We start from the raw sequence: 14106 nt of genomic DNA on the forward strand, positions 1-14106 counted from the left end.
TCGGATCGGGCGCGGGCCGTTCGTAGTCACGGTGGGAGACCGGCACCGGCCGGTCGTGATGCACCGGAGGACCGCGATGAACGCCGTGAACCACGAACGCGTGAGCGCCACCTTGACGCTTGCCGAGTCCGCCGCGACGGTGTTCGCGGTGCTGGCCGACCCGGCGGCGCACGCCGCGATCGACGGCACCGGCTGGGTGCGGGAACCCGTCGAACCGGCGCCGTTGACCGAGGTGGGGCAGCTCTTCCGGATGGACATGCACCACGCCGGCCACCCGGACGGCGACTACCAGGTGGTCAACAAGGTCGCCGTCTTCGACGCGCCGCGTGCCATCGGCTGGCTCACCGGGTACGACACGGGCGACGGCGAGCCGGAGTTCGGTGGCTGGATCTGGCGCTACGACCTGGCGCCGCAGGGCCCGGCCGGAACCGAGGTCACGCTCACCTACGACTGGTCGGGCGTGCCGGGGTTCGTCCGCGAGCGCGGCATCGAGTTCCCGCCGTTCGGCCCCGGGCACCTGATCGGCTCGCTGCACCACCTCGCCGAGCTGACCCACCGCGTGGCGGCCTGACTCGCGGTCAGCTCGTCACGGCGTCGCGGAAGGCCTCGACGTGGGCGGCCGCGCACTCCGTCGGGAGGGTGCCGGGGATGACGACGCTGCCCGTGATCGTCATGGCCGGCTCGAGGGGGATCGCGGTCACCCGGGTCGAGCTGATCTCCGCGACCTGGCCGGCCGGGAGGACCGCCCAGCTCGCCGGGTCGGAACCCACCTCGACGATGGTGTCCTGGGTCGTGCCCACCGGGCGGCCGAGGCGGGGGCGCACCCCGGCTTCGCGCAGCGCGGCCGTGAGCGCGTCGTGCAGGGGTGGGTCGTGCTGCCGGGAGGGGAGCCGCAAGACGCTGTCGGCGAGTTCGGTGATGGCGACGACCGTGTGGTCCGCGACCGGGTGGTGCCGGGAGACCACCGCCAGCAGTGGTTCCGTCCAGGTCGGCAGGACCTTCAGCCCGGGCGCCGAGAGCACGCCGCGGGTCAGGGCCACGTCCAGTTCGCCTTGGCGCAGGGCGTTCAGGCGGGCGTCGAGCGGCAGGTCGACGAGCACGACGTCGAACGGCGAGCCCGCCTCGCGCAACGAGTCGATGCCGCGCTCCAGGCGGGTGGTGAAGCCGGCGGCCGTGCCGATGCGCATGGTGCCCGCCGACGTCTCGGCCGCCAGCCGGACCCGATCGGCGGCCGCCAGGGTGGCTCGCGCCGCGTCGAGGGTGCGGCGTCCGGCCGCGGTGAGCTGCACGCGGCGCGGGGTGCGGTCGAACAGCCGGACGCCGAGTTCGCGTTCCAGCCGGGCGATCTGCTGGCTGACCGCGGGCTGGGCGATGTGCAGCCGCTCGGCGGCGCGGCCGAAGTGCAGTTCGTCCGCGACCGTGACGAAGTACCGCAACGCCCTCAGCTCCACCGGGTCCTCCTGCCTGCGACGATAAGATCAGCTTATCGCTGCGCGGGCGCCCTGGACCTGGTTCGCCACCGGGGCGCGGTGCTGGACTCGTCCCATGAGTATCGATCTGGGTTTGCTCGGCGCCCACCTGCGCGACCACGAAGTCTCTCCGGACCGGGCCGCCGAACTCGAGGACGCCGGTTACGGCACGCTGTGGCTGGACGCGTCACCCCCGGCCGACCTGACGCAGGTGGAGCGGCTGCTCGACGCGACCACCGGGCTGGCCGTCGGGACGAGCGTGGTGAACGTCTGGACCGCCGACGCGGCGACCGTGGCCGCCTCCTACCGCCGGATCGCCGCCCGCCACCCCGACCGGTTCCTGCTCGGTGTGGGGATCGGGCACCGCGAGGTCGACACCGGATACGCGTCACCGTACGACAAACTCGCGTCCTATGTGGACACCTTGACCGCGGCCGGGGTGCCCGCCGACCGGGTGGTGCTGGCCGCGCTCGGGCCGAAGATGCTGCGGCTGGCCCGCGATCGCACCGCCGGGACCGTCCCGTGCATGATCACGACCGAGCACACACGGCGGGCCCGGGCGGCCCTCGGCGCGGGGAAACTGGTGCTGCCCGGGCACTTCGCGCTCCTGGACACCGACGTCGAACGCGCTCGCGCGACCGCCCGCTCCGCACCGCCGGGGACGGCCCTGGCGGTCACCAACTACGTCGCCAACCTCCGCCGGCTCGGCTTCACCGACGACGACTTCGCCGGGCACGGCAGTGATCGCCTGATCGACGCGCTCGTCCTGCACGGCAGTCCGGCCACGGTCGTCGCGGGCGTTCGCGCGCACCTGGACGCCGGCGCGGACCACGTCGGCATCTACCCCCTCGGCGACGACCCGATCGGCACGCTGCGCCGCGTCGCCGAGGCGGTGGCGGAGGCTCGCGTGGTCCGGTGAGGCGGGCAAGGGTGGCGAGCGGGATCAGCTCAGCGCGACCCGCGCCCACACGGTCTTGCGGCCGTCGCGGACCTGCTGTCCCCAGCGCGCGCTGACCGACTTGACCAGCTGCAGGCCCAGGCCGCCGTCGGGGATGGCCGGGCGGGGGCTTTCGTCGGTGACCTCGAGCAGCGCGTGCGTCTCGTCGACGGTCAGGCCGATCCGGCGGCGGCCGGCGCCGTGGATCAGCGCGTTCGAGGCGAGCTCGTCCAGCACGAGCAGGACGTCGCAGACGCGTTCGGGGTCGAGGCCGGGCAGCTGCCCCTCCAGCACGGCCCGCGTCCACTGGTGCGCCTGCGGCAGGTCGTCCCGGTCGCTCAGGCCCATGTCGCAGTGCACGGCCGCCTGGGCCGTCAGTCGGCTTTCGTACCTGTCTTCGGACGTCACCCGGGGCCCCCTCGTGATTCGGCAACGCCGGGAGGTACCCACTGCGCGGCCGGTTCAAGCACGCCGGTCCGCCCGGCGTGCTTGAACCGGTTTCCTCACGTCAGCAGCCAGCGGTACCCGCCTCGCCCCGGCGGCCGTGCAGGCGTGGCTCGCCGCCGGCCACCACGACCGGGCCGTCGCGGCCGTGGCCCGGTTCGGCCGGGGCCTGCGCGGCCACGACAGCCCGCCGGCGACCGCCGCCCTGCTGTGGACCCGGGCGCTCTTGGCCGACCACGCGGACGGCCCGGCGGCCCGGCTTTGGACACGTTCACCCGCCTCGGCGCGGCGTGGGACGCCACCCGCGTCCGCGGCCGCCTGCGCGCGGCCTCGGTCCCGCCGGGCCGCCACCGGGGCCGCCCGGCCTACCACGACGGTCTTTCCCCGCGGGAGCACGAGATCGCCGAGCCGGCGGCGGGCGGCCTGACGAACCGGGCGATCGCGGAGACACTGCACCTGTCCCAGCGGACGGTGGAGCACCACGTGGCCCGGGCGATGCAGAAGACGGGAGTGCGGTCCCGGCGGGCGTTGCTCGGCGAGGCGCAGACCTGAGCCGTGCCCGTGTCGGCCGTTGCCGGGCGTTCGGTGGTTCACGAACGGCCGACACGGCGACCGGAACGGCCAACACGGCGCGATGCGCGGCTGACAACGTCCGCGTGGTGGACAGAAAAGCGGCCATAGGTCCCCAGAACGGGACAGAACCACCGCAAGTGCGGGTTACTTCCCGTCCAGATCGTGAGACAGTGGGGCGATCACCGCAAACTTCCTTAAGGTCCCTGATCGTCACTCGATCGGCTGAATCTTGAAGGTGCTGTGGCCAACCCTCCGCCGACACCGACCACCGGTGTCCCGCCCGTCGCGGCGCGCTCGTTGCCGTCCGCGGTGTGGCGTGCCGTCCGCTCCGGATGGTGGACGTCCACCTGCGCGGTCCTGATCGTCCTCATCGTGCTGCTCGCCGCCGCGGCCGACCTGTTCGTGCTGGCCGAAGGGCAGAGCCTGAACCCGGACATCGCCACCCTCGGGCCGACCGGGCTGCCCGCCGGGACGCTCGGCGGCGTGAGCGCCGCGCACTGGTTCGGGGTCGAGCCGCTGACCGGCGTCGACCTCTTCGCGCTCGCCGCGCACGGCGCCCGGACGTCGCTGCTCGTCGGGCTCGGCGCCACCGTGCTGGCCACGGCGCTCGGCGTGGTGATCGGCGTCAGCGCCGGCTACCTCGGCGGCTGGTGGGACCGGCTGGTCACCTGGACCGCCGACGTCATCCTCGGCTTCCCGTACCTGATCTTCATGATCGCGCTCGGCGCGGTGCTGCCGGTCGACTTCCCGCGGCAGTTCACGCTGGTCGTCGTCCTCGGGCTCTTCGGCTGGCCGCGGGTCGCGCGCATCGTCCGGTCCCAGGCCCTCACCCTCGGCAAGCGCGACTTCGTCGCCGCGGCGCGGGTGATGGGCGGCGGGCCGTGGCACGTCTTCACCAAGGAGCTGCTGCCCAACCTGTGGGCGCCGATCATCGTGGTGGCCAGCCTGTCCATCCCGTCGATGATCGGCAGCGAAGCCGCGCTGTCGTTCCTCGGCGTCGGCGTGCTGCCGCCGACCCCGAGCTGGGGCCGCACGATCAGCACGGCCATCGACTTCTTCGAGACGGACCCGATGTACCTCGTTTTCCCCGGCCTGCTGCTGTTCCTCATCACGCTGGCGTTCAACGTCGTCGGCGACGCCATCCGCGACGCGCTCGACCCGCGGTCCGGGGGTGCGGCCTGATGCGCACCGCCCGCTTCGTCGCGACCCGGTTCGCCGGGATGCTGCTGGTCCTGTTCGTCGTCGCCTTCGTGACGTTCGTGGTGTTCTACGTCCTGCCCGCCGACCCGGCCCGGATGGCCTGCGGCCGCCCGTGCTCGCCGGAGAGCCTCGCGATGGCGCGCGAGTTCATGGGCTACAACAGCCCCTGGTACCAGCAGTTCTTCGACTTCCTCGGCGGCATCTTCGGCGGCCGCACGTTCGGCACCGGCGTCTCCGCGATCCACTGCACCGCACCGTGTTTCGGCTACGACTTCCAGAACAGCGTCGACGTCCTCGGCGAGATCGTCGGCCGGATCGGGGTCAGCTTCTCGGTGGCGCTGGGCGCGGCCGTGATCTGGATCGTCCTCGGCGTCGGCCTCGGGGTGCTTTCGGCGCTGCGCCGCGGCTCCGCCGTCGACCGGATCACCATGGCCGCCGCGATGGCCGGGGTGTCCATGCCCGCCTACCTGGCCGGGATGATCGGCATCACGATCTTCGCGTTCGCCCTCGACGTCGTGCCGAAGAACGGGTACGTGCCGCTGACCGAGGATCCGGTGCAGTGGGCGTGGCACCTCGTGCTGCCGTGGCTGGTGCTCGCGTTCCTGCACGCCGCGATCTACGCCCGGCTGACCCGCGGGCAGATGCTGGAGACGCTCGGCGAGGACTACATCCGCACCGCGCGGGCGAAGGGCCTCACCGAGCGCAAGGTGGTGGGCCGGCACGCGCTGCGCAACGTCCTGCTGCCGGTGGTCACCGTGTTCGGCGTCGACCTCGGCGCGCTGCTGGCCGGCACCGTGATCACCGAGCGGATCTTCGGCATGGCCGGCGTCGGCCGGCTGCTGGTCGACGCGATCGCGTCGCTCAACCTCCCGGTGCTCCTCGGCGTGACCCTGTTTTCCGCGCTGCTGGTCACTTTCCTGAACTTCCTGGTCGATCTCTGCTACGGCGCGCTCGATCCGCGAGCCCGCCTCGTCTGAAGGGGAAACGATGAAACGGGGACACTGGCTGAAAGTGGCCGCGGGGGCGACGGCCGCCGTCACGCTGCTGACGGCGTGCGGGGCCAACGACACGCCCGCCACCCAAGGCGGTTCCGTCAAGCCGGGCGGGGACCTGGTCCTGCTCAACGACGCGCCGTCGATCACCTGGGACCCGGCGAAGAGCTCCAACCTCGTCGTGACCACGCTCGGGCTGGTCCACCGGCGGCTGACGTCGTGGGACGTCGCGCCGGGCAAGGACACCACGGTCGTGCCGGACCTGGCCACCGACACCGGGCGCCCCAGCGACGGCGGCAAGACGTGGACGTTCACCCTCAAGGACGGCCTGAAGTACAGCGACGGCACGCCGATCAAGTCCGAGGACGTCAAGTGGGGCCTGGAACGTTCGTTCGCGCCCGCGTTCTCCGGCGGCCTGTCTTACCACAAGGACCTGCTTTCCCCGGGTCTCGCCTACAAGGGCCCGTTCGACGGCGGCAAGGAGCTGGACTCCATCCAGACGCCCGACGCCAAGACGATCGTCTTCCACCTCGCCCGCGCGTACGGCGACTGGAACTGGGTCGCCAGCACCCCGGCGTTCTCGCCGGTGCCGAAGGGCAAGGGCGCCGAGGCGAACTACGGTGACCACTCGATCGCGTCCGGCCCGTACCAGATCCAGACCTACGAGCGCGGCAAGTCCGCGAAGCTGGTCCGGAACCCGAACTGGGACCGCGCGACCGACCCGACGCGCAAGGCGAACGCCGACACCGTCGACTTCGAGCTCGGGCAGGACACCAGCGTCATCTCCAAGCGCCTGATCGACGACACCGGCAAGGACCGCAACGCCTTCGGCATGTCCTTCGCCTCGCCGGCCCAGCTGGCGCAGATCCAGGGCAGCCCGTCGGCCAAGGCCCGCCTCGTCACGTCGGAATCCGGGGCGCTGTCCTACCTTTCGCTCAACACCCAGCGCGGCAAGCTGGTGGACCCGAAGGTGCGCCAGGCGTTCCAGTACGCCGTCGACAAGGCCGCCTACCAGGTCGCCAGCGCGGGCAACGCCCAGCTCGCCGGCGACGTCGCCACGACGCTGATCACACCCGGCTTGCAGGGCCGCGAACAGTACGACCTCTACCCGGCGCCGCCGTCGGGTGACCCGGCGAAGGCCAAGCAGCTGCTCGCGGACGCGGGCCTGCCCAACGGGCTCGACGGCCTGGTCCTGGCCACCCACAACGAGAACGGCTACCCGGAGAAGGCCGCGGCGATCCAGGCCTCGCTGGCGCGGGCCGGCATCAAGGTGACGATCAAGCCGCTCGACGAGGACACCTACACGTCCGAAGTGGACACCAAGGGCCTGTCGGACTACGACCTGACGCTCACCTCGTGGCAGCCGGACATCCCGTCGGCCAACGCGAACATCCAGCCGCTGTTCCAGTCGACCGAGATCGGCAACGGCGGGTACAACGAGTCGCGCTACAGCAACCCCGACGTCGACCGGCTGATCGCCGAGGCGCAGGCCACCATCGACCCGGCCGAGGCCGGCAAGAAGTGGGCGGCGCTGGACAAGAAGATCCTCGCCGACTCGCCGGTGGTCCCGCTGCTCTACAACCGCAACTCGTTCCTGCACGGGTCGAACGTCGGTGACGTCCAGATCGGCAAGTTCCCGGCCTACGTCGACTACCGCAAGTTCGGGATCGTCTCGTGACCGGAGCCGGGCTCCTCAGACTGCACGACGTGGCGGTCTCCTTCGGGGACGTCGAAGCCGTCCGCGGGGTCGGCTACGAGGTCCGTGCGGGCGAAGTCGTCGCGGTGGTCGGGGAGTCCGGCTCGGGCAAGACGGTCACCGCGATGTCCCTGCTCGGTCTGCTCCCGCCCACGGCGAAGGTGTCCGGGCGCGCGGAGCTGGCCGGGCGGGACCTCTACGCCATGGCGCCGGCCGAGCTGCGGGAGGTCCGCGGCGGGGACGTCGGCATGGTGTTCCAGGAGCCGATGAGCGCGCTCAACCCGGTGTTCACCATCGGCGACCAGCTCGTCGAAGCGATCCGCACGCACCAGGAACTGACGCCCGCGGCGGCCCGGGAACGGGCGATCGAGCTGTTCGGCCTGGTCGGGCTGCCCGCACCCCGCGAGCGGTTCCGCTCCTACCCGCACGAGCTGTCCGGCGGGCAGCTGCAGCGCGTCGTCATCGCCATGGCCGTGGCGAACGACCCGAAGCTGCTGATCGCCGACGAGCCGACCACGGCCCTGGACGTCACCGTCCAGGCCGAGATCCTCGAACTGCTGCGGGACCTGCGCTCGCGGCTCGGCACAGCGATCCTGCTCATCACGCACGACATGGGCGTGGTCGCCGACCTCGCCGACCGGGTCGTGGTGATGCACGACGGCGTCGTCGTCGAACAGGGCGACGTCCGGACGGTCTTCACCGCGCCCGCCGAGGCGTACACGCGGCAGCTGCTCGGCTCGGTCGTCTCGCTCAGCACCGCGGCGACGACCGGCCTCCAGCGGGCGCTGGCGGCCGACATCGAGGTCTCGCCGGGCCACGTCGCGGCCGCCGAACACCCGGCGATGGCGTCGGTGCCGGACGTCCCGGCGGAGAAACCGCTGCTGCGCGTGGAAGATCTCGCCGTCACCTACCGCGGCCGGTTCCGGGCGGTGGCGGTCCGCGCCGCGGAAGGCGTGAGCCTGCACGTCGAGCCGGGGGAGGTGCTCGGGCTGGTCGGGGAGTCCGGTTCGGGCAAGAGCACCGTCGCCCGCGCCGTCACCGGCCTGCTCGCGCCGACGGCGGGGTCGGTCCGCATCGGCGACGCCGACATCACCCGCGCGCGCGGGCGGGCCGCGAAAGCGCTGCGACGGCGCATCGGCGTCGTGTTCCAGGACCCGCTGTCCTCGCTCAACCCGCGCACGACGGTGGGGGAGAGCGTCGCGACGCCGTTGCGGCTGCACAAGGCGGTTCGTTCGTCCGAAGTGGACGGACGGGTGGCCGGGCTGCTGTCCGCGGTCCAGCTCTCGCCGTCCCTGCGCACGCGCTACCCGCACGAGCTGTCGGGCGGGCAGCGGCAGCGCGCCTGCATCGCGCGGGCCCTGGCGCTGCGCCCGGACCTGCTGGTCGCCGACGAGCCGACGAGCGCCCTCGACGTCACCATCCAGGCCCGGATCCTGGACCTGCTGCGCGAGCTGCGGCACGAGTTCGGGTTCGCGTGCCTGTTCATCAGCCACGACCTCGCGGTGATCGAGCAGCTGGCCGACCGCGTCGCGGTGATGCACCGCGGCCACGTCGTCGAGCAGGGGCCGACCAAGGAGGTGCTGACCGCGCCCGCGCACGCGTACACGCGGCGGTTGCTGTCGGCGGCGCCGGTGGCCGACCCGGACGCGCAGCGCGTCCGGCGGGAAGCGTGGCGGCAGCTGCGTTAGGCGGCCCGCGATGGGGGAACGACCGTCCCGGCGGCCGAGGCGGCTTAGGCTGCCGGACGTGACGACGCTCGAGGACTCCGGGCGGCCGTCGCCCTGCCGCTGATCGACATCGCGCGCTTCCGCGACCCCGCCGCCGACCGCGCGGAGTTCCTGGCCGAGCTGCGACGAGCCGCGCACGAGGTGGGGTTCTTCTACGTGGTCGGCCACGGTGTGCCCGAACGGCTGACCACCGGGATTTTCGACGCGGCCAAGGAGTGGCCGAAAGCGCTTCCCGGACTCCGGGAGACCACCCTCGAGCGGCAGGCCGAGGCTCTGCGCGACGTCACGCTCGACCCGGCGGAGCTGATCGCCTTGTGCGTCACGTGGGGCACCCGGGCTGGTGGGTGACGGGCCTCGCGGTCCCGCCGGCGGTCTGCTGGGCGGAGCGCGACCGCGCCCGGCTCGTGCCTCGGGTGGCTCGACCCGGTTCGGCGCGGACGGCCGCGAGCCGTCGTCCGGGAGGACGGCGGCTCGCGGGGCCGCCGGGTCAGGCCTGCTGCTGACCGGCTTCGATGTCCAGCTCGATGGTGATCTTGTCCGAGACGACCGCGCCCGGGATGGTGGGGCCGACCTCGAAGGCGGCGCGGCTGATCTCGGTCTTGGCCGACACGCCGAGCACCTTGCTGCCCGACGGGTGGTCGCCGAAGCCGCCGATCTCGGCCTTCAGCGTCACCGGCTTCGTCACGCCGTGCAGGGTGAGGTCGCCGTCGATGAAGAACTCGCCGTCGTCCTCGCGGACGCCGGTGGAGGCGAACGTCAGCGTCTGGTGCGTGTCGGCGTCGAGGAAGTCGGCGCTGCGGATGTGCCCGTCCCGCTGTTCGTTGTTGGTGTTGACGCCGGTGGCCTGGATGGTGGCGGTGACCGAGGACTTGTGGACGGTGTCGCCGGTGACGATGGTGCCTTCGACGGTGTCGAAGCGGCCGCGGACCTTGGAGACGCCGAGGTGGCGGACCGTGAAGGTGACGTTGGAGTGGACCGGATCGATGTCCCAGGTGCCGCTGGTGTAGCCGGGGATCTCGGTGGTGGAGGTGGTCATGCGGTGCTCCTGGATTCGTGGGCGTCGTGGCTCGGCGCGCCGGGTTTCGGAGCAAAACTAGCAAGAAAGTAGTTCAGAGTTCAACCAATCCTGCACCGTGAGACGCCCCGCGCGCGCCGGGCCCGATTCAGCCCAGCGTGACGAGCCCGCCTCCGTCGAAGCGGTAGCCGACGCCGCGGACCGTGGTGATGGGATCGAGGTGCGGTTGCAGCTTCGCGCGGAGCCGCCGGACGTGGACGTCGACGGTGCGGTCGCCGCCGCCGTCCGGGCGCGGCCAGAGCGCGGCCTTCAACGCGGCTCTGCTGAAAACCCGCTCCGGGTGCGCGCGCAGGAAGTGCAGCAGGTCGAACTCCAGCCGGGTCAGCGGGAGCGGCTCGCCCCGCAGGATCGCCCGCCGGGCACCGCTTTCGATGTGCAGCAGCGGCCGCGGGACCAGCCGGAGCGAGTGCCCGGACGCGGGCGGCCGGCGGGCGGTGGTGACGTCGACCTCGGCGACGGCGCCGAGCGCGGTGGTCAACCGGGCGGCGAGGAGCGCGGTGTCGACCGCCCGGTCGGTGAGGTCGATCCGGATGTTCAGGTGGACGACCTCGGCGGCCGCGGGTCGTTCGGACTGGCTCGTCATGCGGGGATTGTCGGGTCCGAAGGGCGGTGGAACCCAGGTCGCCCGGCAGGTGAAACCGGTTGACTCCGCGCCGCGGCCAGGGGCCAGGCCGACGACGCCCGCTGGACGCGGATCGACACGAGCGGGGGAGACAGCGAGACCGACGTGAAGGTCAGCGAAATACTGTGGTCCCGAAACTCAGGCCTGGTCCAGGCGGGGGTAGAGCACTTCCCGCATGAGCAGCAGGAGCGCCGCGGCGACCGGGATCGCGACGAGCGCGCCGACAACCCCCAGCAGCGCGCCGCCCAGGATCACCGCGACCACCGTGACCAGGGCCGGGATCTTCACCGCGCCGCCGATGATGCGGGGCACCAGGAGGTAGTCCTCCACCAGCCGGTACACGACGAAGAAGGCGATCGTGGCGAGGCAGACCGGCAGGGACACCGTCAGGGCGACGAGGCTGACCAGCACGCCGCCGACGACGGAACCGACCACCGGGATCAGGTCGAGGATGGCGACGGTGATGGCCAGCAGCGCGGGGTAGGGGACGTCGAAGATCAGCAGCCAGACCAAGGTGAGCACGCCCGCGATGACCGAGATCGCCAGGTTGCCGAGGACGTAGCCGCCGACCTTGGTGAAGATCGCGTCCCCGATGAGGATGGCCCGCGGCCGCCGCGAGCGCGGCAGCAACCGGTACGCGCCGGCGCGGATGCGGGGCAGGTCCACGACGAAGTACACCGTCAGCACCACCAGGATCAGGATGTTCGTCAACGCGCTGAACACCGCCTGGCCGGCCCCCAGCAACCCGCTGGGCAGGGCCGACCCGCCGAGCAGGCTCTCGAGCTGCTGCTGCAGGTGGAACCGTTCGTTGAGCCGGCCGAGCAGTGTGCTGTGGTCCTGGGCGTCCCGCAGGTACGCCGGTGCCTTGCCGATGAACTGCCCGGCCTGCTCGACCACGACCGGGATCGCGGCGGTGAGGAACCCGCCGATGGCGAGCAGCGCGACGACGAACACCGTCGTGACGGCGAGCCAGCGCGGGAAGCGGTGCCGGGTCAGCCACGCGACGGCGGGTTCGAGGCCGATCGCGAGGAACAGGGCGAGGCCGACGAGGACCAGGACGTCCTGGAGACCGACGACGATCCGCACGAGCCCGTAGGTGACGGCGACACCGGCGGCCGCCGCCATGCCGATCAGGAACGGCGAGCGCCGGTTGAGCGGCTTTCCCCTGGCCCCCAACGGTTCCTCGAGGGTGCTGAGCTCGGCGGCGGTCGCTTCGTCGGCGGCGAAACCGTCGGGCGTCCGGGGATCTTCCAGCGGGATCTGGTCTTCGGGGGAGGGCAAGACAACCTCCTGGGTGTCCGCCGCTGAGGGCGGTGAACCGGCGCGTCCCGCCGGAGGCTGTCGGCTCAACCGGGTCCCATCCAACCACGCCCGCACGCCGGCCCGCGACGGTCGCACGCCCGGGCCGGCGGCGGGTCGCCGCCGCCGACGGTCCGCCGCCGGCGAAGTTCTTGCGACGCACGGTGTCCGCCGCGCGTTCGGTGAGTTCGTCGTGCACCCGCCACTGCGCGGAGGCCGGCCGCGCAGCCGGGCCGTCCCGCGCCCCGAGCGGGCGGATGACGGCCGCGCCGGTCGGGATCCAGGCCGGCGGACACGGCGGCGGGCGCGGGGAAAGCACGCGTTCGGAGCTGTTCCGGACGACCTTGCGGTCACTAGGATCGGACGGCTACGGCCACTTCGCCGACGACGTGCCGGCCGTCACGTTGGCGGTGAGCACCCTGATGTCCCTGTTCGGGATGAACCGGCGCCGGCTCCGTGCCGCGCTCGGGCACCTCGCCGCGGAACACCCCGGGGAAACCCGGTTCGGGACCGCGGTGGCGGCCGGGGCGCGTCCGCCGGACCGCCGGGCGGCCGGTTCCCGCACCCGCGCGCTCTCCGGTGCGGCGTGAGGCCGTCGTTCGCAGCCGCGCACCTTGCGCGTCCCGGCGCGGAACGGATTCCCGGCAGGCCGGCCGCACCGGCACCGGGCGACGACGATCCCGCCGCGGACCGGCGGCGGCCCGTCTTCGCACGGCGTCATGGTCGCCTGGGCCGGCTCGTGGTCCCTCGCCGGCGCGCCGGGGTCCGACCCGCGGGCGCCCGATGACCGCCCGGGACCCGGGGCCGGCGGCCGGTGTCACGGTCGGCGTCGAGGAGGAGTTCCTGTTCGTCGACGTGGGCTCACGGCGGCCCGTGCCGCGGGCGGGCGCGGTGCTCGCGCGGCTGGGTGCGGATGCCGGGATCAAGCCGGAGCTGTACGAGTCGCAGGTCGAAGCGGTGACCCCGGTGCTGACGAGCCTGGCCGGCGTGGCCCGCGAGCTGGTGACGAACCGCGCGTCGCTCGCGCGGGCAGCGGCGGCGGAGGGAGTGGCCGCGGTCGGCGTCGGCACCCCGGTCCTGGCCGGGCCGCGGCCCGAGTTGTCCGGCGGTGACCGGTACCGGCTCGTCGCCCGGACCTACCAGGGGTCGTTCGCCGACTACGAGGCCTGCGGCTGTCACGTCCACGTCGGCGTCCCCGGCGACGATCTCGCCGTCGCGGTGGTCGACCACCTCCGCCCGTGGCTGCCGACCTTGCTGGCGCTGTCGGCGAACTCGCCGTTCCACCACGGCCGCGACACCGGGTACGCGAGCTGGCGGACGATCGACCAGGCCCGGTTCCCCGGCGGCGGGATCCCGCCGCGCTTCGGCGACTTCGCGGGCTACCGGCGGTGCCTGGACCGGCTCGTCGACTGCGGTGTCCTGATCGACGAGCGCATGACGTTCTGGGCGGCCCGGCCGTCGCCGCGGTACCCGACGGTCGAGGTCCGGGTCGCCGACGTCGCGGCGTCGCCCGACGGGGCGCTGCTGCAGGCCGCCCTCGTCCGCGGGCTGGTCCGCGCCGCGCTCGACGACCTCGGCCGCGGGCGCGAAGCCCCCGACGTCGACGGCCAGCTCGCCGCCGGCGCGCTGTGGTCGGCCGCCCGCTACGGGATCCACGGCCACGGGATCGAGCTGACCGGCGGCCGGCGGGTGCCCGCCCGCGCGCTGCTGGCGGCCCTGGTCCGCCGGGTCCGCCCGGCGCTCGAGGACACCGGGGACGCGCCGCTGGTCGACACGCTGCTCCCTCCGGTGCTGGCCGGTGGCGCCGCCCGGCAGCGCGCGACCGCCGCCACGGGTGGCCTCACCGCCGTCGTCGACGAGCTGGCGGGACTGCTGACGGAACCGGTGGCGGGGGAACGGAGTGCGGAGCACGTACCGGTGCCGTGTGACCGCATGTCGTGAGCCCGAAAGTGTCCACAAAGGACAATACGGCGGGTTGCCGCCGGGTGTCGCGCGCCGGGAAAAGAGTTCCTTCGCCTCCCGAACCGGGGACCTGTGACCCTGGGCCGCGCCGGGCCCGGCGCGCACGATGG

General features: G+C 72.9%; 15 protein-coding genes. 10 read left to right on the top strand and 5 right to left on the bottom strand.

What is annotated here, in order from left to right; translation table 11 throughout:
• Positions 1–76: 76 nt before the first annotated feature.
• Positions 77–571, top strand: a complete 495-nt coding sequence (locus OHS18_RS00680) for a polyketide cyclase (protein ID WP_328457195.1) — start codon at positions 77–79, stop codon at positions 569–571.
• A 7-nt stretch (positions 572–578) separates the two neighbouring features.
• Here OHS18_RS00680 and OHS18_RS00685 read toward each other — a convergent pair whose 3' ends face one another.
• On the bottom strand, positions 579–1451 hold the full coding sequence (locus OHS18_RS00685) for a LysR family transcriptional regulator (protein ID WP_328615492.1): 873 nt from the start codon (positions 1449–1451) through the stop codon (positions 579–581).
• A 94-nt stretch (positions 1452–1545) separates the two neighbouring features.
• Here OHS18_RS00685 and OHS18_RS00690 point away from each other — a divergent pair, with 94 nt between their 5' ends.
• A complete protein-coding gene (locus OHS18_RS00690; RefSeq protein ID WP_328615493.1) occupies positions 1546–2388 on the top strand; it encodes a TIGR03620 family F420-dependent LLM class oxidoreductase in 843 nt (280 codons plus the stop codon).
• A gap of 24 nt (positions 2389–2412) precedes the next feature.
• Here the strand turns inward: OHS18_RS00690 and OHS18_RS00695 are convergent, their stop codons facing one another.
• On the bottom strand, positions 2413–2814 hold the full coding sequence (locus OHS18_RS00695) for an ATP-binding protein (protein ID WP_328615494.1): 402 nt from the start codon (positions 2812–2814) through the stop codon (positions 2413–2415).
• A gap of 297 nt (positions 2815–3111) precedes the next feature.
• On the opposite strand from OHS18_RS00695, the gene OHS18_RS00700 reads away from it, so the two are divergent.
• From OHS18_RS00700 to OHS18_RS00725, 6 genes are all read left to right on the top strand, one after another.
• The gene (locus OHS18_RS00700) at positions 3112–3402 is read left to right on the top strand and encodes a helix-turn-helix domain-containing protein (RefSeq protein WP_328615495.1); all 291 of its coding nucleotides are present in this window, start codon (positions 3112–3114) and stop codon (positions 3400–3402) included.
• A 261-nt stretch (positions 3403–3663) separates the two neighbouring features.
• Positions 3664–4605 (top strand): ABC transporter permease, encoded by a 942-nt coding sequence (locus OHS18_RS00705; protein ID WP_328457185.1) that lies wholly within the window; start codon positions 3664–3666, stop codon positions 4603–4605.
• Positions 4605–5600 (top strand): ABC transporter permease, encoded by a 996-nt coding sequence (locus OHS18_RS00710; RefSeq protein WP_328615496.1) that lies wholly within the window; start codon positions 4605–4607, stop codon positions 5598–5600. The genes OHS18_RS00705 and OHS18_RS00710 overlap by 1 nt, the downstream gene beginning before the upstream one ends.
• Before the next feature lie 10 nt (positions 5601–5610).
• Positions 5611–7293, top strand: a complete 1683-nt coding sequence (locus OHS18_RS00715) for an ABC transporter substrate-binding protein (protein ID WP_328615497.1) — start codon at positions 5611–5613, stop codon at positions 7291–7293.
• Positions 7290–8999 carry an ABC transporter ATP-binding protein gene (locus tag OHS18_RS00720; protein WP_328615498.1) on the top strand — a complete coding sequence of 570 codons (1710 nt, stop codon included), beginning with the start codon at positions 7290–7292 and terminating at the stop codon, positions 8997–8999. The genes OHS18_RS00715 and OHS18_RS00720 overlap by 4 nt, the downstream gene beginning before the upstream one ends.
• A gap of 102 nt (positions 9000–9101) precedes the next feature.
• Complete coding sequence (locus OHS18_RS00725; protein WP_328618704.1) at positions 9102–9386, top strand: 2-oxoglutarate and iron-dependent oxygenase domain-containing protein; 285 nt, start codon at positions 9102–9104, stop codon at positions 9384–9386.
• A 139-nt stretch (positions 9387–9525) separates the two neighbouring features.
• On the opposite strand, the gene OHS18_RS00730 is transcribed toward OHS18_RS00725, so the two are convergent.
• From OHS18_RS00730 to OHS18_RS00740, 3 genes are all read right to left on the bottom strand, one after another.
• Positions 9526–10074: a YceI family protein gene (locus OHS18_RS00730; RefSeq protein WP_328615499.1), complete on the bottom strand. Its 549-nt coding sequence runs from the start codon at positions 10072–10074 to the stop codon at positions 9526–9528.
• A gap of 127 nt (positions 10075–10201) precedes the next feature.
• Positions 10202–10696: a winged helix-turn-helix domain-containing protein gene (locus OHS18_RS00735; RefSeq protein WP_328615500.1), complete on the bottom strand. Its 495-nt coding sequence runs from the start codon at positions 10694–10696 to the stop codon at positions 10202–10204.
• Positions 10697–10873: 177 nt separating this feature from the next.
• On the bottom strand, positions 10874–12016 hold the full coding sequence (locus OHS18_RS00740; RefSeq protein ID WP_328457173.1) for an AI-2E family transporter: 1143 nt from the start codon (positions 12014–12016) through the stop codon (positions 10874–10876).
• Positions 12017–12216: 200 nt separating this feature from the next.
• On the opposite strand from OHS18_RS00740, the gene OHS18_RS00745 reads away from it, so the two are divergent.
• Positions 12217–12624 (top strand): iron-containing redox enzyme family protein, encoded by a 408-nt coding sequence (locus OHS18_RS00745; RefSeq protein WP_328618705.1) that lies wholly within the window; start codon positions 12217–12219, stop codon positions 12622–12624.
• 193 nt (positions 12625–12817) lie between these two features.
• A complete protein-coding gene (locus OHS18_RS00750; protein WP_328615501.1) occupies positions 12818–13975 on the top strand; it encodes a carboxylate-amine ligase in 1158 nt (385 codons plus the stop codon).
• The last annotated feature ends 131 nt before the right edge of the window (positions 13976–14106 follow it).

This window comes from Amycolatopsis sp. NBC_00355, from assembly GCF_036104975.1.
Taxonomy (GTDB): Bacteria; Actinomycetota; Actinomycetes; order Mycobacteriales; family Pseudonocardiaceae; genus Amycolatopsis.